Here is a 20,818-nt window from a genome sequence, read left to right on the forward strand (position 1 = left end):
TAATCATCCAAACGATTTATTGGCACAAGGGTTGTTAATAAGATGATATACTATAAAAACTAAAAAAGAAATAATTAAGAGATATGTCAAAAATTATAGGAATCGACTTAGGGACTACCAACTCATGTGTAGCCGTAATGGAAGGTAATGAGCCGGTAGTCATTACCAACAATGAAGGAAAACGTACCACTCCCTCTGTGGTAGCTTTTGTAGATGGCGGAGAGCGAAAAGTAGGCGACCCGGCCAAGCGTCAAGCTATCACCAACCCTCATAAAACGATCTATTCTATCAAACGTTTCATGGGTGTTACTTTTGATGAAGCGCAAAAAGAGATTGCTCATGTACCTTACAAGGTCGTCAAAGGAGACAACAACACCCCTCGTGTAGAGATCGACGATCGCAAATATACACCACAGGAGATTTCGGCCATGATCCTTCAAAAAATGAAGAAAACTGCCGAAGATTTTCTCGGACAGGAAGTGTCCCGGGCCGTCATTACTGTACCTGCTTACTTTAACGATGCACAACGCCAGGCAACGAAAGAAGCCGGGGAGATCGCAGGACTTAAAGTAGAACGTATCATCAACGAACCGACTGCCGCAGCTTTGGCATACGGTCTTGACAAGGCCAACAAGGACATGAAGATCGTCGTGTTCGACTGTGGTGGTGGTACACATGATGTTTCTGTACTTGAGCTAGGAGATGGTGTATTCGAAGTAAAATCTACCGATGGAGATACACACTTAGGTGGTGATGACTTTGATAATGCCATCATCAACTGGTTGGCCGAAGAATTTGCCAATGAAAACAACGGATTTGACTTGAAAAAAGATGCTATGGCATTGCAACGGCTAAAAGAAGCGGCCGAAAAAGCAAAAATCGAATTATCAAGTACCACATCTACCGAGATCAATTTGCCGTACATCACTGCCGATGCCACTGGTCCTAAACACTTGGTGCGCACATTGTCACGTGCCAAATTCGAAAGCTTGGTAGCAGACTTGGTAAAACGTACGATCGAACCATGCCGTACAGCCTTGAAAAATGCAGGCTACAGCACTTCCGATATCGATGAGATCATCTTGGTGGGCGGCTCGACACGTATTCCGGCCATCGTGGATGCAGTGAAAGATTTCTTTGGCAAAGAACCTTCAAAAGGGGTAAACCCAGACGAGGTCGTTGCTCTAGGTGCCGCTATCCAAGGCGGTGTATTGACCGGAGAAGTAAAAGATGTCTTATTGTTGGATGTGACTCCACTTTCATTGGGTATCGAAACTATGGGTGGCGTAATGACCAAATTGATCGAAGCCAATACTACGATCCCAACCAAAAAATCGGAAGTGTTCTCTACTGCCGCCGACAATCAACCTTCTGTAGAGATCCACGTATTGCAAGGAGAACGTCCTATGGCAGCACAAAACCGTACATTGGGCCGCTTTCAGTTGACCGACATTCCGCCAGCACCCCGTGGTGTGCCACAGATCGAAGTTGTCTTTGACATCGATGCCAACGGTATCATCAAAGTATCGGCAAAAGACAAAGCGACTGGAAAAGAGCAGAATATACGTATAGAGGCATCTTCCGGATTGTCCGATGAGGAAATCCAAAAGATGAAACAGGAAGCCGAAGCGAATGCCGAGGCCGACAAAAAGATCAAAGAGGAAGCCGACAAGCTCAATACTGCTGATGCCTTGATATTCTCTACAGAAAAACAACTGAAAGAATATGGTGACAAGATCTCTGCCGACAAGAAAACTCCGATTGAAGCCGGTCTAGAAAAGTTGAAAACAGCACATGCTGCCAAAAACTTTGCCGATATCGATACAGCTTCTGCCGAGCTGCAAAATGCTTGGAATGCCGCATCCGAAGAGATGTACGCAGCCTCACAACAAGGCGGAGCACAACAGCCGCAAGGCGATGCCTCACAAGCAGACGATGCAGGAAGCCAATCCGGTGCAGATGATGTACAAGACGTAGACTTCGAAGAAGTGAAATAATACATCGCTTCGTTTAATAAAAAAGGGCTGTGAAAAAATTTTCACAGCCCTTTTTATCTATATGTATAAAGGAGTCCGAGACCCCATCTCCATTGCCCAACCCTTAGCGACCGCTCCCGATAAATCGCATTGGCGTCAACTTAAGCGTTTTTTGTCATCCTGACGATAGGAAGGATCTAAAAACTATACAGTTAGAAGATCCTTCGGCAAGTCTCAGGATGACATAAAAGAACGGTTATATCCTTAACTTGACGCGTATGCGATAAATCTGGACAAGTTACGCTAGACCCTAAGGACAGTGAAATTTCTTTACAGGATTTCAGCTATTTTATATTTCTGCTCATTAAAGACGACTTCATCTCCGGCTTTTGCACCGCGCAAAACTTCGTATATAGGAGCATCCGTATTCAAGCCTATATAGCTTTTTCCTTCATGTTCAAATGCTGCGGACGCTATACCGACAAAAAAATTCAACGAGTCCGTCAGCACCAAAGCTCCCGCTTCCACACTGGATTTCGGACCAAAGTCCAACTGTAAAAAAGCATCCAATAGATTTTGTGCACGATTGATGCGTCCTTGCAGGCTTCTGGCCGATTCGCGGCTTTCGTCCTGCTTAGCAAAATCTTCATGGCCCAGTGAAGACTCCTCATCCAGATCAGTCGCGCCTGCGTGGACCGCATACATTTCCTTCAAGGACTTCAAATCGGCCGTTTCGTTCTCGACAATCCGATTCTTAATGATTTCTTTTAATGCCATGATGTTTTCGTTTTATACGAATATAATGAATATTACGCAGAAATACGAATAAATATCCCTAACTATATCCTCCACAAAAACCGCATTAGAATCGACGAAGAATCTGTTTTTACATAATCTATAATAGCTTCCAACCGTAGATTAGCATCTACATATTCAATTGCCAAACGAGGATTGACCCGGGATAGAAAACTATCCAATACCCCACCACACAACTCTTTGTCAATAGCAAAAGCTATGCTGCAGACCACTACAAACGCTAGCATGTAGCGAAGTGCCCGAATAAAATAGGTATAACAACTCATGATGATATGATTTATTCCTAAACCAAAGATAATAAGCTTTTTCTAAAAAAAAAGACCTGACAGGTTCTCGAAGTCTGCCAGGTCTTTATAATATGCTAAGGCCGGTCCAAAAACCGGCTTTTTTATTTCAAAAAAGCTTCTGTGGGTACACGCCCTCTACCAATAATCTCGAAATACTCTCCTGTACAATAGGCTTATCCTCCGGATAGGTCACCCCAAACCACTTCGAAGAGGTGGGGATAACTTTAAAATCCGCTATCCCATGCTTGACCATATAATCCGGTACGGAAGGAATAAAGAATTCAGCCTTGGGATTATCACCATTTTCTTCTACAAATTTCGGAAACATCTCCAGAGCTATCTCAAAGACCTTAGGTGTAAAACCCCAAAAATTCATCGACACCCTCGCATCGGCAGGAAGATCGTGTTGTACACCATTCTCCTCATATACGATCTTTCGATTTCCCGAATCATCAGTCACATAGTAGATATTCGTACGTTCCGTGACGGATGTCATATTGCCCTCTGCGCTCACTTCACAGACTCCTCTGGATACATATCCATAGTCCGACATCGTATTGCCCACTTGAAAGCCCATTAAAGCCATGTGGTCATCCCTAACCTCATTCTGCAAAAAACTGGCCATTTTCACAAAGGAATCTGTACCGTAAAAATCATCCGCATTGATCACACAGAAAGGTTCATGTATCAAGTCCTTGGCGCTCATGACCGCGTGGGCCGTACCCCAGGGTTTAGTACGTTCTATCTCACGGTCAACACCGAATTTTTTCAGATCAAAATCCTGAAAAGCGTAATCCACTTCAATCTTGCCGGCCAGCTTTGCGTCAAACTTCTCACGCATCACATCCTCAAATTCCTTTCGTATAATAAAGACAACCTTACCGAAACCTGCCTGAATAGCATCGTAAATAGAATAATCCACAATCGTCTCTCCATGAGGGCCAAAACTGTCGACTTGTTTTAGTGACCCATAACGACTCGCCATACCTGCAGCAAGAATTAATAAAGTAGGTTTTCCCATAGATAATTAAATCTGTTAAATTTTTAACGAATTATTGACAAAGATAAGATTTTATATTTAGTGCACCGACAAAATTTGTAGCCCAACGTAGAGACGCAAGATCTTGCGTCTCTACTTTTTTTTAAAGAACGAGTTCAAAATCCCATTCGCTATCTTGCCCAGTATCTTCACCCCTTCACGGGCAAGCGTTCTACTCGCTTGCGTCTGTGCGGCTTCCAAGGGAGTTTGCCTTCTCGATCGGGAAGCTGTGCTCGTCTTGGATTGTTTTTCTGCTTGCTTTTGTGCTTCTTGTTTCGCCTTCTCGGCGGCTTGTTGTTGTTCCATCTGAACACGTCGTTCCTCCAATATCTCGGAAGCCGTCCGACGTTCTATCCGCTCTTGATATTTGGTGTAAAAATCAGAGCGGTTCACGATATCTTTATACATCCCCGGATCACAAGGGCCCATGACAGCCCGGGCCGGCACCAAGTGTGTCGCCACCACTTCGGTAGGTATACCCTTGTCATTCAATACGGTCACCAGTGCCTGTCCTGTACCCAAAGACGTCAGCACTTTATCGATTGCATAAAAGACCGATGTCGGATAGGTCTTCACAGTCTTGCGTAGATTTTCCGCATCATTCGGTGTAAAGGCACGAAGCGCATGCTGCACCCGATTACCCAACTGTCCCAATACACTTTCGGGGATATCCGTAGCTGCTTGCGTACAGAAGAAAACACCCACACCCTTCGAACGGATAAGACGGACAATCTGCTCGATCTGTGCCAAAAAAGCTTTTGATGCACCATTGAACAAAAGATGTGCTTCATCAAAGAAAAATACCAGTTTAGGTTTGTCCAAATCACCTACTTCCGGTAATTTCTTGAACAGTTGTGCCAAAAGGCTCAATAAAAAGGTAGAGAACAACAGAGGTTGGTCTTGTATGTCCGAAATATTTAACAAGGTAATCACACCCTTGCCGTCTACCTTGCCAAACAAATCCTGAATATCGAACTCCTTCTCACCAAAAATATGGGCAAGCCCTTGCTGTTCAATAGCAACGATCTTCCGTAATATCGCTCCCGAACTGGCCGAACTGATCTTGCCATAGTCATTTTTGATCTCCTCTGCACCTGGTCCTTCCGATAGATAAAACAATAGCTTCTTGAGGTCATCCAGATCCACGATGGGCAGTTGGGTATCATCGGCATATTTGAACAAGGCGCTCAACACGCCAGTCTGCGTATCGTTGAGATCCAGAATACGGGACAAGAGTATAGGGCCAAAATCCGATACCGTGATACGCATAGGTATACCTATGTTTCCACTTAGAGAAAACAGCTCGATCGGAAAGCCCGAAGGCACAAAAGGGATACCTACTGCATTACCACGCTCCAAGAGGGCATCATTGGTAGTGCCAGGCTCGGCCAATCCCGAAAGGTCGCCCTTTACATCCAACATAAATACAGGAACACCATTGTCGGACAATTGTTCGGCGATCAATTGCAGCGTCCGCGTCTTACCCGTACCCGTCGCTCCCGCGATCAGCCCATGACGGTTCATCATTTTCAAAGCCAGTTTTACTTTCGCATCGGTGATGATTTCGCCATCCAATATCCCCGAGCCCAATTGGATAAAAGCTCCTTTAGGATTGTAAGAGGTCGTTATTTTATCGATGAAATCTTGTTTCATAGTAATCTTTTGGAATGTTTACCGAATTTAGAAATAAATATGAACAAATGAAAATTATGAATTAGCGTCTTTGTCATCCAGAATAACGTGAATCGCGTAGCAATCATTTTATAGGTAGCACGCATGCATATCCCCCTCTTTGAGGGGGGTGCGATGGAAATGAGGGGCGGGAGGGGGAGGCTGGAATATACAGGTAGCTTATTATTAACTACTTGCTTATTTTCCTCCCCCTTCCCCCTCCAAAGGGGGACAGTATTCTACAAAGGAAGTATCGAGAGAAATGTAGTGCAAATAATAGATTTACCTACATGAATTTGACCTGTAAATAACTGTTAATAAATACGCTAAAAAGATGTGTATATAGCATAGCTACCGGAGGGCAATCAAGACCAAACAGCAGAGGTGTTTGCCCTGCACAACCAAGCAATGAATGTTATGAAATTGTTAATTTTCACATATTTTTGTCTGTTTTTATAAAATTTTCATAATAAAATTTCCCAAAACATTGTTTTTTTGATCTTAAATTCTATTTTTGTAGAGAAGTTAGTAAAAAAGAGTATATGTTCAATAAAGCACAAAGAATAATTTCTGCCAAGATTTGTTTTTTGGTCTTCGTCTCGAAGATGCTCATCTCTGCTACTCCTATGTTTGTAAATGTATTGGACAAAGGTACGATTTTGCAAGTCGTGATGCAGTTGGAAATCGAACTGACCTCCAATAACAACACGACGAACAACGAAGACCTTCACGAGCATGGTGTAAAGATTTTCAAACCAGATGCCATCGACTATCTTGGCTTCAACCCTACCGTTGAAAATAATGCCAAGACACGCAACTACCTCAAGAACGAGAAAAGCATTTGTAGCTTCCACCCTTCTGTACCTACCCCCCCTCCTAACTGCTAATACCGACATATCATGCAGACGTATCATTTAACACAGTTATCTTGTTAAATGCGTCATCTTTAGGATTCAAAGGACCTGTTTAAATTTCATGTAAATACATGTACCTCTTTAGTCCAGAGTTTAGACTGTGGCTTAAAAGAAGAGCGATGATTTTAAACAGCTTCTAAGTTAGTATTACATTTTTCAACGTAAATTTATATGTTAGGAACACGTATGTCTGCTTTTTTGAAGTTATCAAAAAGAGACTTAAAATATGATTTCCCGGCGAGTATCGTAGTATTCTTGGTCGCTCTACCCCTGTGTCTAGGGATAGCTATGGCTTCCGGAGCTCCCTTGTTTGCCGGATTATTGACAGGCATCATCGGAGGAATCGTCGTCGCCTCTATTTCAGGATCTCCACTCAGTGTCAGTGGACCTGCGGCAGGATTGACAGTCATTGTATTGGGCGCTATTCAACAACTCGGTGCTTATGAAACATTTTTGCTGGCCGTCGTCATTGCAGGTGTTATCCAGCTTGTCCTGGGTATAGTCAAAGCCGGTATGATAGGCAATTATTTCCCTTCGTCTGTTATTTTGGGGATGTTGGCAGCCATCGGTATTACCATTATCCTCAAACAATTACCCCTAGCAGTGGGTATGACCGATGACCAAGCTGACGGAAACAATATCTTCTCGGCAATCAATTGGGGGGCAGCCATCATCTGTTTGCTTTCTCTTGCCGTATTGATTTTTTGGCCATCTTTTAGAAAACTGAATAAAGTGCCTGCGCCATTGGTCGTCGTATTGCTTGGTGTAGGATTGGGGTATTTCTTCCAGGGCACCTCACTTGCCTTGTTTCCCGCACATTTTGTATCGATCCCTGCGGTATCTTCATTCGCTGAATTCACAGGACTGTTCGTCTTTCCTGATTTTAGCCAAATTGTGAACAAAGAAGTATGGATCGTGGCTTTTACGATAGCCATCATCGCCAGTTTGGAAACATTGCTCAGCATCGAAGCCGTCGATAAGATAGACCCTTTCAAAAGAAACTCGCCAACCAACAGGGAATTGGTTGCACAAGGCGTCGGCAACATGACAAGCGGTTTTTTGGGCGGACTTCCAATGACATCGGTCATTGTCCGTTCGTCTGCTAATGCCAATGCCGGAGGACGTACACGTCAATCCGCTATGCTACACGGTATATGGTTGTTGGTTGCTTTGTTGGCCATCCCTACATTGATCAATATGATCCCTCTGGCCTGTTTGGCAGCAATCCTATTGCATACAGGTTACAAATTGGCCAAACCGGCATTATTCAAACAGATGTATGGTAAAGGGCTAGATCAGTTCATTCCTTTTACGATCACTGTGGCGGCAGTTGTTTTCACAGACTTGCTTACAGGTGTAGGTATCGGTATCTTAGTAGCAACGTTCTACATCCTAAGAGCCAATATGCAAAATGCGTATAAGTTCAATATCATCGGCGAAAACAACAACAAAGCCGTACTCATATTGGCCGAAGAAGTGTCATTCCTAAACAAAGTGCCCATTCAGCAGAAACTCTATAACTTGCCTAGATCGGTGGAGTCTGTACTTATTGACGGACAACACAGCAAGTTTATCGACAAGGATGTCATCGAAGTCATTAAGGATTTCGAACAAAACGCACTCAGTAAAGGCCTAAACATAGAGCTTCAGGATGTGACGTATAAAAAAAAGACATTCCGTAAGAAACAAAAATTACAAAAAGTAGTTTAATTAATACGATTTTAATCATAAATACTGTAAATTGGCATTGTCTAAGGAGGCTCAAAATCCAATTCTGACGCACGCACCATACGTGTACCTGTACTTTTATACGCATACGCAACACGCCAGACTACCGTCAGGCCAGGTACACCTGCGCGAGTTTTGAAACCAGCTTGACACCTTAAACATGCTCTTAGCCTTTAAAAAAACATGGGAAACAAAGAACTAGAATTAGGATTTCAAAAAATATTAGACGGAAACAACAACTGGGTAGAGTTCGTAAAGAACGACAGATCCGGCAGGTTTGAACAATTGGCAAAAGGACAGAATCCCGAAATACTGTGGATTGGCTGTGCAGATAGTCGCGTACCTGCCAACGAAATAACAGGCACAAAACCTGGTGAAGTGTTTGTGCATCGTAATATTGCCAATATGTGTGTACATTCGGACATGAACATGCTATCCGTATTGGACTATGCGGTGAACGTACTTAAAGTAAAACACGTCATCGTAGCCGGCCACTACGGCTGCGGTGGGGTTGCAGCCTCATTGAGCCGCAATCAATATGGAATCATTGACAACTGGCTTTGTCACATCAAAGATGTTTATCGTCTTCATGCCAAAGAGATTGACGCGCTAGAAGGCCAAGAAGCAAAGACCAATCGTCTGGTAGAATTGAACGTCAAAGAGCAAGTATTCAATTTATGTACGACCTCCATTGTACAAAACGCCTGGAAAGATCGAGATGATCTGGCTATTCATGGTATGGTCATCGACATTGCTACAGGCCAATTGATCAATTTGGATTACACATTTACCGCCAACGATGAGCTCGGTGATGTGTTTGCGTATAAATAACAAGAGGCTGAATCAAAAAAATAGAATATCTTATCACCAGTAGAGACGCAAGATTTTGCGTCTCTACCTTTGTTGGCGCGAACCATGTTAGTGTTCATGAATCATTGTTTTTTTATACATAAAGCTTTAGTACATGACGTTTTTTTATACTTAACACCCTTTTTACACTCCCTCTTACACCCGTGCATATTGCATATAAACCCAAATTTCTCTAAGTTTGCACCATTAAAGTACAACATGAGAAAACTAATCGGATATATCCTTACCCCTCTATTTTACAGTTGTTTTTCGATCGTATTATTGATTTTTCATCCGATACAATGGCTCTCCTTGAAACTAGGTGGTTATGCAGCTCATAAAAAAAGTGTAGATATACTCAATTTCTTCCTTACCGCCTGCAACTATACCCTGTTCAACAGTGTAAAATTCATTGACAATAAAAAACTTCCCCTTGGCAGATCAATTATTTTTGTCGCCAACCACCAAAGTACCTTCGATATCCCGCCTTTGATTTATTTTTTACGCCGTTTTCACGGCAAGTTCATTTCCAAGATCGAGCTGGCCAAAGCCAATATTCCCAGTATATCGTACAATCTCGTACATGGTGGAGCGGCCAACATCGACCGTAAGGATCCTAAACAATCCATTAGCGAGATCTTGAAATTGGCCAATAACATGAAAACCAAACATTGGTCCGCCTTTATCTTTCCCGAAGGAACACGTACCAAAGATGGGAGGATGAAGAGTTTCCAAGTGGGGGGAATAGCGACACTGCTCAAGAAAAATCCAGATGCACTCGTGGTACCCATCGCCATCAACCGATCTTACGAAATGGTCGAATACGGTATGTTTCCGCTCAAACCTTTTGTACCCATGTCTTGGGAGGTATTGGATCCTGTCGATACGACCGACAAAAATCCGGAAGAAATCGTCAAGGCCGCCGAAGATGCCATTCGGGTAAAATTGAGATAATCCAGTTTCTTTGACTCTTAACTGTCCTTAGAGTTCCGAAGGGTCTCTAAGGACTTTCAAAATGGTTTGGAGTCTCAGACTCCAGTTTATAGCCAATCCGTAGTGACCGCTTCGCTCAACACTACGGATAGTAGGGGCAAAATTGAAGTAATTGTCTAACTGTTTAATCGTTTAATTGATTAACTGTTTATGCTGTTACCGCCAATCCTCCTAACCAATTAAACAATTAATCTTTAACCCCGAACCTCGCACCCCTCCCTCACCTGACCTGTCGGCCTTTCCAGTCGTATTTGCCGATATTGCCAAGGACACCTATATACACCAAATAAAGGACATGCAGACCTGTCAATAAAGGCAGGTACCGCAGCAACTCCTTCCGCTGTGCAAAAGCAGCCATAGGTTGCATAAAGTAATATTCCACCCAAAACTTCACCAACAAAGAAAGAGCAAACAATTTCAGATAATCCACGGAAACCAACACCCCCGCGACAAAACACCCTAAAAGAGCTAGGTTGTACAACCAAATGAGCACTCCTAATACGACCACAGCCTTACTCTTGTACCGGGTACTCTTTGATGCCCAACGCTTCCGCTGACTGATAAATGCCCACAAGTCAGGCTTTGCATCGGTATATACAATAGCTTCTCTGGATTTGCAAAAGCCTATACGATCTGCATATTTTTCGGCTACTTTATGCAAAAGCAGTTCATCATCACCCGATGCCAGATTGTCGATACCATTAAATCCTCCCAATTCCAAAAAGACATCTTTTCGATAGGCCAGATTTGCCCCATTACACGTGGTAGGCTTTCCATTGCCAATTCCTGCCGCACCCAAGCCGATCAGATACAGAAATTCCAACGTCTGCAAGCGTTCAAAAAAACTCTTCTCTTCCGAGTAGACAACCGGCGAAGACAGCATATACAGATCCTGCTGTTCAAAATAACCCACGATAGTTTTTAGCCATTGTGTTCCCATGCGGCAATCCGCATCCGTGGTCACAATGAGCTCTCCCCGGCAGCTTTCTATTGCCTTTGCTATGGCTTTCTTCTTATAGGAATTGAGTTTATCCGATTCATTCAAACGGATAAGCAATACCCCACGGGTTGCATAAGCAAGAACTAGATCAGACGTTCGGTCATCCGAATGGTCATCCACGATGATAATCTCCAGCAAATCTTTGGGGAAATCCTGTTGCAACAGGCATTCAATCGTTCGGCCGATATTTTCTTCTTCGTTTCGCGCGGCAATAATGACCGATACCCGTTTTGTCGGTGGAGGCAAAGAGGCTGGTAGGGCAATGAACTTCCATCCCTTGCGCATGTAAATGACCAACAGCACATAGACCAAAGTCAGAAACAATACGATTATATTAAGATTTAGAATCACCGAAGAAATTAATTTTAAACACAAAAACAGCCCCAAAGATAGCAGGCAAAATGAGATTGACAAACCAGATACACGAAACGATCGCCATCACCGCAATCTCTTGCGTCGTAATATAGCTGTACAGATTGCTCGCCACAAAACTACGCACACTGAAATCGAAGATATCCAATGTCGGCAAGGCCGATTGTACAAAGAAAAGAATGAAGATCATAAATACCGTCGACATAAAAGGCAGTTCAGGCAGCATAGCCTCCATCAAGATGATATATTGCGATGTGAATATCACAAACCGTGCAAAAGAATTGAACAGCACCACGGCGAGTTCTTTGATCGTATAGTCTTCCAAGACGGCAAAGAAAGGTTTTACCCGCCTTAACCAGCGTATTTTTCCCACCAATACATCTACCCAACGTACATTGAAAAAAAGCACCAAAAAACCCGTGGCATACAATACAGCCAACACCCACACCCCAAACTGTACCGATAAGGGGGGATCCAGAAATGTACAGACAAACCAAGCAATACTTAACGAACCGGCGATACTGGTCAGTACCAACTGCGCAAACAGGCCCACCCCCATCGCCACAGCACCTTTGGCCCGGTTTTCAGGTTTTAAAAACAACACCCTACCGCCGTATTCGCCGAGCCTATTGGGTGTAAAAATTGCCCAAGTCAGTCCGCAAAAGACCGATTGAAAGGCTTTCCAAAAGGAAATTTTCTCGATTCGCCGCACCAGATACTGCCATTTGACCACTTCCATCAGCCAATTGACAAGCATCAACAAGACCACGATAGAGAGTGTCCATACCACCGAGCTCTGTTCCAGGCCATTTAGTAAGGCTTGAAACTTGTCCAAACTCGTCTTGTCCGTCACTTTGCGTACGATATACCACGCAGCCAGACCAAACACAAGCAGTTTGATAGCCAGTCCAACATATTTTTTCTGTGCTTTTGTCAACCGTAGGGATTTGGGCACAATGTTACTAAATTTTATGCAAAAAATAGTAGAGACGTGACTAATCACGTCTCTACAGATTTTCGTAATATTGTATCATGCAGAAGGAAAAAGCAAAAGAGCGCATTATTTTGGGCATTGATCCCGGCACGGTTGTTTTGGGTTACGGCATCGTCAAAGAACAAGGCAACAAGGTTTCGCTGATCGGCCTTGGAGTCATCAAGATGGGGCATCTGGACGACCACGGTCTCAAGCTACAGCGTATCTTCAAAAAAGTTTCTGCATTGGTAGAAGAATACAAACCGGACTGTGTGGCATTGGAAGCTCCTTTCTATGGCAAGAATATACAGGTGATGCTGAAACTGGGACGAGCTCAAGGAGTGGCCATGGCAGCAGCCTTGAACAGGGACATTCCCATATTCGAGTATTCGCCGCGAAAGATCAAGCAGTCCGTCACTGGGAGCGGAAACGCGAGCAAAGAACAGGTCGCTGCTATGTTGCAAAACCTCTTGCAGTTCAAAGAGACCCCTGAATTCCTCGATGCTACTGACGGATTGGCCGTAGCGGTTTGCCATGCTTTCCAAAAACAAAGTGCTACGGGCTCCAAAAATTATTCCGGATGGTCTGCCTTTGTCAAGGATAACCAAGGCCGTATACGGTAGGCATGTATCTTTAGCCTCCCCCTCCCTACACTCTTACCAACCGCCCCCCCCCTCAATGAGGGGGATAACATCCCACAAAGGAAATGCTAAATACGCAGCAGATCCACCCATTACCTGCACCACATCTCTCCCATAGCCGTGCCATTGTCAATCACTGTCCCCCTTTGGAGGGACGGGGCGTGTCCGCCTACTGGCGGATAAGGGGGAGGAAAAATCAAATCTGCACTTGTCGGATCACGTTCTTCACGTTCAGCTCTACAATGTCTGTCATGGATTTACAGCGATAATACGCCTCATTTTGGTAGTATTCGGCATACCCCTCCCGAAGCTGTTGGATATTCTCTATCGAAGACAACTGTTGTGTCTGCGAGGCATCCCTTAGATCCTTGATCCGGTGACGCTCGCTACGGACACGATGCACGATGGACGAACGCTCTTCCTGTTGATATTGCAACACCGTCTTTTCGTTGAGGTGCTCCATGCACAATTTGACATATGAGTAGTTTTCTTTAAAAAACTGCGGCATATACACCTTGGGATTACCCTCATAAAACTGTTGGTCGAAGTCGATGGCACGGATACGGAATTGGAAATCATCAAAGTCCGGAGTAATCTGCATGACAAAATTATAGGCTCGCATATCACCTAACAGGGAAATAATACAACGCTCGTTGAACTTGACGAACTCCTTGGCGATCCGGGTCTGGTTGTAATCAGGGGTAAACATCCGGACCTGGCTGAAAACGTCTCCCGGAATACCGACGATATGTTCCTCCACCAACGTATCGTTGTCGTAAATATAGTTTACTTGGTTCGGGGATAGTATCTCCTCGAGTTCCAGTCCATAGATACGCGAAGCATCTGCTTGCTTGATGTAAAAATAATCGTAAACATCATTTAGGCGATTGATGATACGTATCCTAAACGGCCGTGTATTGCCAAAAGCGCAATATTCGATACGGTCGATTATTTTATGTTCTACGATACGCGTATTGCCCGACGCCTTCAGCTTGGCATAGATCACTTTCAATCCCTCGTACAACTGATCTTGAAGATAAGGCGGATACAACGGTGTTTCCCAAAAAGTATCGTTGCCAAATTTGTCGATGACGGGAATGGTCTCCTGAAAATTCAACAGGTCAAAATAGGTAATGGGCAACTTGGCATCACGTTGGTACAGCTTCAGGTACTTAGACAGCCCTGCACCAACCGGAAATATCGGCTTTTTACGGGATATTTTGACGTCATTGATTTCCATACAACAGGTGTATTTGTTCTATGCTATAAAAATAGAAATAATATGTTTGTTTTTTTAGACTTTTCGCTTCAGATCAAAGCCAAGACTTAAATGTATGCTACTTAAAAAATCTCATATTTTTTTTTGAAACTCGAAATTAAGCGATATATTTGCACACGCAATTGCCAAAGGGTTTATTGCGTTAGTTCTAAGAATATCTAAGGAGAATTAGCTCAGCTGGTTCAGAGCACCTGCCTTACAAGCAGGGGGTCACTGGTTCGAACCCAGTATTCTCCACCAAATAACAAAGGAGGCTTAGCTCAGCTGGTTCAGAGCACCTGCCTTACAAGCAGGGGGTCACTGGTTCGAACCCAGTAGCCTCCACAGAAAGCACCTCTTTAGGTGCTTTTTTTATAACTGACCAATAAAAATGTATACCGTATATATCCTCATAGATTGGATACCTATTATATTGGGGTAACTACAGATGTACAAGGGAGACTGCGCCGTCACCTATCCAGTAGAAAAGGCTTTACATCCAGAGCAAAAGATTGGATCGTAATGTACACGGAAACCTACAGGGAGAAAAATCAGGCCTATGCACGCGAAAAAGAAATCAAAAGACACTGCACCTTATTTTATATATGTTTTTCGCCACAGGCCTCCGTTTTGTACATATACATGTACACGGACGCCATGTACATTGAACCGGATACAACATACATGTACTACATGTACATTGACTGTGCGTCCATGTATACATACATGCGCTACAAGTATATATACATTTTGGCATTGTACATGAACATATACACAGACTTCCATGACCTGTGCGCATTGTCCTCTTACATGGTTCACATGTAACCATACATGTGAACCATGTACAAGTACATGTTAGACTTGTACATCTACATTGTGAACATCTACACACACATCGCCAACATGTACCTGTACTACGCGTTGATGTAAGGATACATATTCGTCATGTACCTGTCCCTCCGCTGCATGTATGTATACAACAGGCAGATGTATGTCTCTTTTTACACCTATCTCTTGCAAATAATGTATTAGTAAGAACTGAAAGTTTTCTTAATCACGGTCGCGATCCTATCCCTTTCCGCGTCCATCAGGTTGGATCCCGAAGGGAGGCACAACCCATTGTCGAAGAGCCTTTCGGCGACTCTCCCTCCATAATAAGGGGCATCGGCAAATACAGGCTGTAGGTGCATAGGCTTCCAAAGCGGGCGCGACTCGATATTGTCTTCCAAGAAAGCCAGGCGCAACTCTTCCCTTGTTTTTCCGGCGACCTCCGGGTCTATGGTGATCGCTGCCAGCCAATGGTTCGAATAGTAATCCGCCGAAGGTTCTGTAAGTACGGCCACGCCTTCGATATCGTTAAATAATGCGACATAAAAATCGGTCATACGGCGGCGTGCTTCTACCCTGTCTTTCAACACTTCCATCTGACCACGGCCTATTCCCGCACAGATATTGGACATACGGTAGTTGTACCCTATGTGCGAATGCTGGTAATGCGGCGCATCGTCACGGGCCTGCGTCGACAGGAATACGGCTTTGTCCTTGTCTGCCTGCGAATGGCAGACCAACGCCCCTCCTCCCGAAGTCGTGATGATCTTGTTGCCATTGAAACTCAGCACACCGAAGCGTCCAAATGTACCGCAGGCCTGTCCTTTATAGCTCGACCCCAAAGCCTCGGCGGCATCTTCGATCACAGGAATATCAAACTCTTTTGCGACTGCCAGAATCTCGTCCATTTTGGCCGGCATACCGTAGAGATGTACCACGATGATGGCTTTGGGCTTCTTGCCTTTGGAGAAACGATCGCGTATAGCCTCCCGAAGCTGTACGGGACACATATTCCATGTATCAGGTTCAGAGTCTACGAAAACAGGGATCGCTCCTTGGTAGGCAATGGGATTGGCCGATGCCGAGAAGGTCATGGACTGGCAGATCACTTCATCGCCATAGCCCACACCACATTCGATCAGTGCCAAATGGAGTGCTGCTGTGCCTGCTGACAGGGCGGCCACTTTCACATCAACACATAGAAATTTTTCCAGATCTTCCTCAAAACCATTCACATTGGGTCCCAAAGGTGCTACCCAATTGGCATCAAATGCTTCGTGGATATAGTTTAATTCATTACCTCCCATGTGTGGAGAGGAAAGCCATATTTTGTCGTTCATAGTATGAATTAAAAAGTCAAAATTAAAAATTTAAAACGCAAAAATGCCCTCTACTTTTGAATATCCGCTATTTTATAATCCTTCCAGGATTGCCGACTACAGTGGCTCCATCGGAAACATCTTTGATGATAACAGCTCCTGCTCCGATAGTACACCATTTTCCGATTTTAATTCCTTGAATAACACAAGCTCCGATACCAATATGCGTACCTTCTCCGACAGTCACATTACCGGCCAATGCTGCATTGGGCGAGATGTGGACATAATCCCCGATGATACAGTCGTGATCTACGGAAGCATTGGTATTAATGATGCAGTGTCTGCCTATAGTCGCACAACTATTGATGGATACCCCAGCCATGATGACCGTGCCTTCAGCTATGACAGCTCTTTGAGAAATGTAAGTTTTTGGATGAATTAAGGTCTGGTACGAGACTCCCTTCGTCTTTCCCACTATTTTTTTGCGGATAGTGTTATTGCCAATAGAAACTATCAATTCAACAGGTTGCTTAGGAAATTCATGGATAACATTATAGCCTAAAAGCATTTTTTTGGATTTATCTTCATCAATAAAACCTTCTATTGTAGAATCGTTAGCCTCTGCAATTTCAGCAATAACTTTTCCATGTCCGCTTGCGCCTAATAAATACATACTAATTTCCTTTAAAGACTTCCATAGTCGCTTGACCTTGTTGGGAAATACCCTCACGGATAAATACTTTTTTTACTGTCAAAAGTAATATTTTCATATCCAATAAAAAACTAACATTATCCACATACCACACATCGTAGTCAAATTTTTGTTGCCACGAAATCGCATTTCGTCCGTTTACCTGTGCCCAGCCTGTAATGCCGGGACGGACTTCATGTCGTCTTCGCTGAATAGCATTGTACAAAGGCAGGTATTGGATCAGAAGCGGTCTTGGCCCGATCAGCGACATATCCCCTTTCAGCACATTGATCAGTTGTGGAATTTCATCCAACGAGGTTTTCCTGACAAAGGACCCTATTTTGGTGAGTCGCTCGGCATCAGGCAAGAGATCTCCGTTCGCATCTTTCCTGTCATTCATGGTCTTGAACTTGACGATCCTAAAGATACGCCCTCCTCTGCCGGGTCGCTGCTGGAAGAAGAAGGGTTTGCCATCGTTGGCAAAGTACAGCCATACCGTCACTACGATCAGCACAGGGCTTAGCAACAGCAGGCCGAACAAGGCGGCAAAGAAATCGACCAGGCGTTTGAGGAAATTGTTGTACATATATATATCTACATTTCTTTTAAAGAGAGGCTTTGATAATCCGCTTTGAAACCTTCAAATCTACGCAGCAGGCCTTCTGATTTTTCTTTTAATTTTTCGATGTTTATCTTGTCCTTATTTCTTTTGACTTCGGCAAACAGAACTGTCTTTTTTAGGTCGTTGACCGCCACAATATCTATTTCGTTTTGATTACCCCGTTCCCAGTAGGCACCTATCTGATTATATTGTTTTTGATCGATGAGTTTTTGTGTAAAATATTTCTCCAGAATTTTTCCACTATAAGCGGTATAATCCCTTGTGATGATTTCTATAAGATAATCCAGATTTCCTATTTCGACAGCACTGCGGTATCTGTATATAAAGCGGAACCAAAATTTCAGAAAATTATCTTCTATACTATACTTTACACTTCTGCTATTGGGTTTTGCCAATATTGGCCGCACTTTTCGGATCAGCCCGTATTCATTCTCCAATCGATCCAAAAAACCGCCGGTCTGCATTTCCATGATCGACTCTATTTCTGTCCTCGAAGTCTTCCCGGAGGCGATCAGCGTAAGTATCGAGAAATAATTGCCATAATCTTTGCCAAACTCATCTATCAGTACATTTTTTCCTTCTTCCAGAAACATAGAGTTTTCTGCAACGATCTCGTGTAGCATGGCTTCATATGAAAAAGCATTGGCCTGCACCAACAGCTCTACATATTTGGCCACACCGCCCGTAAACAGATAAAGTGCCAATAAATCTTCACTGGAATAATCCGGTGCATAGTCTGTAAGGATTTCCTTTAGTGTAGCTATATCAAACGCCTTGAGATGGATCCTTTGTGTGGCCCTGCCAAAAAGCGGTTCTTTAGAATTCTCAAAGATCCTGGTCATCATCGAGTACACTGAGCCGCAGAGGATCAGATTTAATGTACTCTGCTCCTTATTGCTGTCCCAAATATTCTGCATATCCGAATATACAGACGGATTGACTGAGTTAAATTCCTGAAACTCGTCAATGATCAGCGTGAAATGCCGGGTCTTGGACAGTTCGATGATCATACCAAACAAATCCCTGAATGTTTTTATCTCACCAAAAATCGGGACATTCAACTTTTGTCTGATCTCCTCCGTAAATTCTGCACATAACAGGATCTCACTTTTTTTGGCGACAAACAAGTAAATACAATCCGTATTTTCAGTGGCTCTGATCAACAGGCTTGTTTTGCCAATACGCCTTCTACCCACCACGAAAGTCATTTGCGCAGCATGTGTGGACAGTTTCTGGATTTTGTCCAACAATACCAACTCATTTTGCCTGTTATAGAATTTCATTTTTTATCGTAATATAGATTACCGTAACACAGATTGCGATAACAAAATTACTAAAATTAGCATACTATTCAAACGTAAAAATGTGCCACTTGTGATTGTACAGGGCACAAGTCAAAAACTTTGCGCAAGCGGGGGCGGCAAAGAAATCAGTGAGTCGTTTGAAAAAGTGTGCGTACATCCGTTTGTAGGTTAACCGTTTAATGGATTAATTATTTAATCGATGTGAGCTTTGCGTGTGTGGTATCAGGCCTTTCTGCTCCAACAGGCTGTTATATTCTGCCAATAGTGCTTCCCAAACGACCCGCTGTTCGTATCTTGTCTCGATCATCTTTCGGGCATTACGCTGAAGTTGCTCGTAATAAGCTTTATCATGACTGATCTTACGCATGGCCTCCATTAGTTTTTCTACATTTTTGGACGGCACGATAGTTCCGTTTTGCCCCTCTATAACGATCTCGTTGCAACCGTTGATGTCGGAGACAATGCTCGGCAACCCCATCGCACCGGCCTGCATAACGACATTCGGAAACCCCTCTCTATAACTCGGAAAAGCTAACGCATCGGATATAGCAAAGTACGGACGGACGTCTTTCTGAAATCCAACGGAGATAATATTCGGATTGGTCTCTATTTCTTTTAGGGTTTCAGGCTTTAACGGGTCGAGTTTTGTTTCCAGCGAACCAACAAGCAGCAGCTTCACGTTACGTTCCGGCACCCCGCACGCCGTACCCCGAAAAGCCTCAACCAACTCATTTATCCCCTTGTCCCCTACCAAGCGACCGACAAAGACGAAAACAAAATCCATTCCGGATATGCCCAAATCCTGCCTCAATTGCCCAACCTGTTCCCTGGTAAAATGGCTTGACGAAAAGAAACCTGTATCGATACCATTGGAAGACCCATTGGAAACGATCTTTAATTTGTCTTCTCGGGTATACTTGTTTTCTAAGATAAAATCATACAAACCTAAGGAATTGGGGTAGACCTTTGTCGCACAGCTATAGGTCAATTTTTCGACAAAATCAAGCACTTTTCTTGTTAGTCCTTTTGCTTCCATCAATGGCAGACCGGCTACTGTATGCAGGCGTATGGGAACACCTGCCAACTTGGCCCCCAACATTCCAACTATACCAGCTTTGGGCGTGTGGGAGTGAACTATTGTCGGCTTTTCCTTTTTACAGAGCTTATAAAATTGCCATAAAGACTTTATATCTTTTAGAGGAGAGATCGTCCGGGTCATTTCCAAGGGAATAACAGGAATCCCTTCGCTCTGCATTATTTGATGGAGATCCTCTCCATCAGAAGAGATTCCCTTTACTGCAAATCCGTTTTCGGACATAAATCTGTGCTGTCCTTTGAGCAGGACGCGTAGAGAAATGGGGACAGTGGTGATGCGGACGAGTTTGAACTTATTCATTTTTATTTCCGTGGCAGATGTCATGGACCATTATTGCAGTTCACAAACCTAAATAAAATGCTTTGTATTCACGAATGCCGATCGCAAAAATATGGATAAGGGATGCTATCTAAGGTTTAAAGTTCGATCATTCAACTGTTG

General features: G+C 43.6%; 19 protein-coding genes and 2 tRNA genes. 9 read left to right on the forward strand and 12 right to left on the reverse strand.

The genetic code is table 11. The annotated features are described in order from the left end of the window. Positions 1-83: 83 nt before the first annotated feature. Positions 84-1,997, forward strand: a complete 1,914-nt coding sequence (gene dnaK, locus G5B00_RS08210) for a molecular chaperone DnaK (protein ID WP_163873298.1) — start codon at positions 84-86, stop codon at positions 1,995-1,997. 309 nt (positions 1,998-2,306) lie between these two features. Here dnaK and G5B00_RS08215 read toward each other — a convergent pair whose 3' ends face one another. The 4 genes from G5B00_RS08215 to G5B00_RS08230 form a co-directional block, all read right to left on the reverse strand. Continuing rightward, positions 2,307-2,753, reverse strand: coding sequence for a hypothetical protein (locus G5B00_RS08215; RefSeq protein WP_163873303.1), 447 nt, complete (start codon positions 2,751-2,753; stop codon positions 2,307-2,309). A gap of 62 nt (positions 2,754-2,815) precedes the next feature. Continuing rightward, positions 2,816-3,058 (reverse strand): hypothetical protein, encoded by a 243-nt coding sequence (locus G5B00_RS08220; RefSeq protein ID WP_163873306.1) that lies wholly within the window; start codon positions 3,056-3,058, stop codon positions 2,816-2,818. A 127-nt stretch (positions 3,059-3,185) separates the two neighbouring features. Further along, positions 3,186-4,100, reverse strand: coding sequence for a sugar phosphate nucleotidyltransferase (locus G5B00_RS08225; protein ID WP_163873309.1), 915 nt, complete (start codon positions 4,098-4,100; stop codon positions 3,186-3,188). A 111-nt stretch (positions 4,101-4,211) separates the two neighbouring features. Beyond that, positions 4,212-5,771, reverse strand: coding sequence for a helicase HerA-like domain-containing protein (locus G5B00_RS08230; protein WP_205966362.1), 1,560 nt, complete (start codon positions 5,769-5,771; stop codon positions 4,212-4,214). Between the two features lie 560 nt (positions 5,772-6,331). On the opposite strand from G5B00_RS08230, the gene G5B00_RS08235 reads away from it, so the two are divergent. From G5B00_RS08235 to G5B00_RS08250, 4 genes are all read left to right on the forward strand, one after another. After that, positions 6,332-6,676: a hypothetical protein gene (locus G5B00_RS08235; protein WP_205967153.1), complete on the forward strand. Its 345-nt coding sequence runs from the start codon at positions 6,332-6,334 to the stop codon at positions 6,674-6,676. Between the two features lie 198 nt (positions 6,677-6,874). After that, positions 6,875-8,413 carry a SulP family inorganic anion transporter gene (locus G5B00_RS08240; protein ID WP_163873312.1) on the forward strand — a complete coding sequence of 513 codons (1,539 nt, stop codon included), beginning with the start codon at positions 6,875-6,877 and terminating at the stop codon, positions 8,411-8,413. Between the two features lie 201 nt (positions 8,414-8,614). Beyond that, positions 8,615-9,262: a carbonic anhydrase gene (locus tag G5B00_RS08245; RefSeq protein WP_163873315.1), complete on the forward strand. Its 648-nt coding sequence runs from the start codon at positions 8,615-8,617 to the stop codon at positions 9,260-9,262. Positions 9,263-9,499: 237 nt separating this feature from the next. After that, positions 9,500-10,234, forward strand: a complete 735-nt coding sequence (locus tag G5B00_RS08250) for a lysophospholipid acyltransferase family protein (RefSeq protein ID WP_163873318.1) — start codon at positions 9,500-9,502, stop codon at positions 10,232-10,234. A gap of 259 nt (positions 10,235-10,493) precedes the next feature. On the opposite strand, the gene G5B00_RS08255 is transcribed toward G5B00_RS08250, so the two are convergent. Then, positions 10,494-11,624: a glycosyltransferase family 2 protein gene (locus G5B00_RS08255; RefSeq protein WP_317168839.1), complete on the reverse strand. Its 1,131-nt coding sequence runs from the start codon at positions 11,622-11,624 to the stop codon at positions 10,494-10,496. Further along, positions 11,608-12,600 (reverse strand): lysylphosphatidylglycerol synthase domain-containing protein, encoded by a 993-nt coding sequence (locus tag G5B00_RS08260; RefSeq protein WP_317168840.1) that lies wholly within the window; start codon positions 12,598-12,600, stop codon positions 11,608-11,610. The genes G5B00_RS08255 and G5B00_RS08260 overlap by 17 nt, the downstream gene beginning before the upstream one ends. A 77-nt stretch (positions 12,601-12,677) precedes the next feature. On the opposite strand from G5B00_RS08260, the gene ruvC reads away from it, so the two are divergent. After that, positions 12,678-13,241, forward strand: coding sequence for a crossover junction endodeoxyribonuclease RuvC (gene ruvC / locus G5B00_RS08265; RefSeq protein WP_163873321.1), 564 nt, complete (start codon positions 12,678-12,680; stop codon positions 13,239-13,241). A gap of 214 nt (positions 13,242-13,455) precedes the next feature. Here ruvC and G5B00_RS08270 read toward each other — a convergent pair whose 3' ends face one another. Continuing rightward, positions 13,456-14,499 (reverse strand): hypothetical protein, encoded by a 1,044-nt coding sequence (locus G5B00_RS08270; protein WP_163873324.1) that lies wholly within the window; start codon positions 14,497-14,499, stop codon positions 13,456-13,458. A 201-nt stretch (positions 14,500-14,700) separates the two neighbouring features. Here G5B00_RS08270 and G5B00_RS08275 point away from each other — a divergent pair. From G5B00_RS08275 to G5B00_RS18390, 3 genes are all read left to right on the forward strand, one after another. Beyond that, positions 14,701-14,778, forward strand: a tRNA-Val gene (locus G5B00_RS08275). A 9-nt stretch (positions 14,779-14,787) separates the two neighbouring features. Continuing rightward, positions 14,788-14,862: transfer RNA gene (locus tag G5B00_RS08280), tRNA-Val, on the forward strand. Between the two features lie 33 nt (positions 14,863-14,895). Then, the gene (locus G5B00_RS18390) at positions 14,896-15,342 is read left to right on the forward strand and encodes a GIY-YIG nuclease family protein (RefSeq protein WP_410510766.1); all 447 of its coding nucleotides are present in this window, start codon (positions 14,896-14,898) and stop codon (positions 15,340-15,342) included. 203 nt (positions 15,343-15,545) lie between these two features. Here the strand turns inward: G5B00_RS18390 and G5B00_RS08290 are convergent, their stop codons facing one another. The 5 genes from G5B00_RS08290 to G5B00_RS08310 form a co-directional block, all read right to left on the reverse strand. After that, on the reverse strand, positions 15,546-16,685 hold the full coding sequence (locus G5B00_RS08290; RefSeq protein ID WP_163873328.1) for a DegT/DnrJ/EryC1/StrS family aminotransferase: 1,140 nt from the start codon (positions 16,683-16,685) through the stop codon (positions 15,546-15,548). 67 nt (positions 16,686-16,752) lie between these two features. Next, positions 16,753-17,337 carry an acetyltransferase gene (locus G5B00_RS08295; RefSeq protein WP_163873331.1) on the reverse strand — a complete coding sequence of 195 codons (585 nt, stop codon included), beginning with the start codon at positions 17,335-17,337 and terminating at the stop codon, positions 16,753-16,755. A gap of 1 nt (position 17,338) precedes the next feature. Further along, positions 17,339-17,941, reverse strand: coding sequence for a sugar transferase (locus G5B00_RS08300; RefSeq protein ID WP_163873334.1), 603 nt, complete (start codon positions 17,939-17,941; stop codon positions 17,339-17,341). A gap of 8 nt (positions 17,942-17,949) precedes the next feature. Beyond that, positions 17,950-19,260 carry an ATP-binding protein gene (locus tag G5B00_RS08305; RefSeq protein ID WP_163873338.1) on the reverse strand — a complete coding sequence of 437 codons (1,311 nt, stop codon included), beginning with the start codon at positions 19,258-19,260 and terminating at the stop codon, positions 17,950-17,952. Between the two features lie 205 nt (positions 19,261-19,465). Then, positions 19,466-20,677, reverse strand: coding sequence for a glycosyltransferase family 4 protein (locus G5B00_RS08310; RefSeq protein WP_205966364.1), 1,212 nt, complete (start codon positions 20,675-20,677; stop codon positions 19,466-19,468). Between the last annotated feature and the right edge of the window lie 141 nt (positions 20,678-20,818).

The sequence above is a fragment of the Parapedobacter sp. SGR-10 genome (assembly GCF_011030405.1).
GTDB lineage: Bacteria > Bacteroidota > Bacteroidia > Sphingobacteriales > Sphingobacteriaceae > Sphingobacterium.

Coding starts and splice junctions, on each gene's coding strand:
- dnaK (WP_163873298.1), top strand. CDS start 84: ATGTCAAAAATTATAGGAATCGACTTAGGGACTACCAACTCATGTGTA.
- G5B00_RS08215 (WP_163873303.1), bottom strand. CDS start 2,753: ATGGCATTAAAAGAAATCATTAAGAATCGGATTGTCGAGAACGAAACG.
- G5B00_RS08220 (WP_163873306.1), bottom strand. CDS start 3,058: ATGAGTTGTTATACCTATTTTATTCGGGCACTTCGCTACATGCTAGCG.
- G5B00_RS08225 (WP_163873309.1), bottom strand. CDS start 4,100: ATGGGAAAACCTACTTTATTAATTCTTGCTGCAGGTATGGCGAGTCGT.
- G5B00_RS08230 (WP_205966362.1), bottom strand. CDS start 5,771: ATGAAACAAGATTTCATCGATAAAATAACGACCTCTTACAATCCTAAA.
- G5B00_RS08235 (WP_205967153.1), top strand. CDS start 6,332: ATGTTCAATAAAGCACAAAGAATAATTTCTGCCAAGATTTGTTTTTTG.
- G5B00_RS08240 (WP_163873312.1), top strand. CDS start 6,875: ATGTTAGGAACACGTATGTCTGCTTTTTTGAAGTTATCAAAAAGAGAC.
- G5B00_RS08245 (WP_163873315.1), top strand. CDS start 8,615: ATGGGAAACAAAGAACTAGAATTAGGATTTCAAAAAATATTAGACGGA.
- G5B00_RS08250 (WP_163873318.1), top strand. CDS start 9,500: ATGAGAAAACTAATCGGATATATCCTTACCCCTCTATTTTACAGTTGT.
- ruvC (WP_163873321.1), top strand. CDS start 12,678: ATGCAGAAGGAAAAAGCAAAAGAGCGCATTATTTTGGGCATTGATCCC.
- G5B00_RS08270 (WP_163873324.1), bottom strand. CDS start 14,499: ATGGAAATCAATGACGTCAAAATATCCCGTAAAAAGCCGATATTTCCG.
- G5B00_RS08290 (WP_163873328.1), bottom strand. CDS start 16,685: ATGAACGACAAAATATGGCTTTCCTCTCCACACATGGGAGGTAATGAA.
- G5B00_RS08295 (WP_163873331.1), bottom strand. CDS start 17,337: ATGTATTTATTAGGCGCAAGCGGACATGGAAAAGTTATTGCTGAAATT.
- G5B00_RS08300 (WP_163873334.1), bottom strand. CDS start 17,941: ATGTACAACAATTTCCTCAAACGCCTGGTCGATTTCTTTGCCGCCTTG.
- G5B00_RS08305 (WP_163873338.1), bottom strand. CDS start 19,260: ATGAAATTCTATAACAGGCAAAATGAGTTGGTATTGTTGGACAAAATC.
- G5B00_RS08310 (WP_205966364.1), bottom strand. CDS start 20,677: ATGAATAAGTTCAAACTCGTCCGCATCACCACTGTCCCCATTTCTCTA.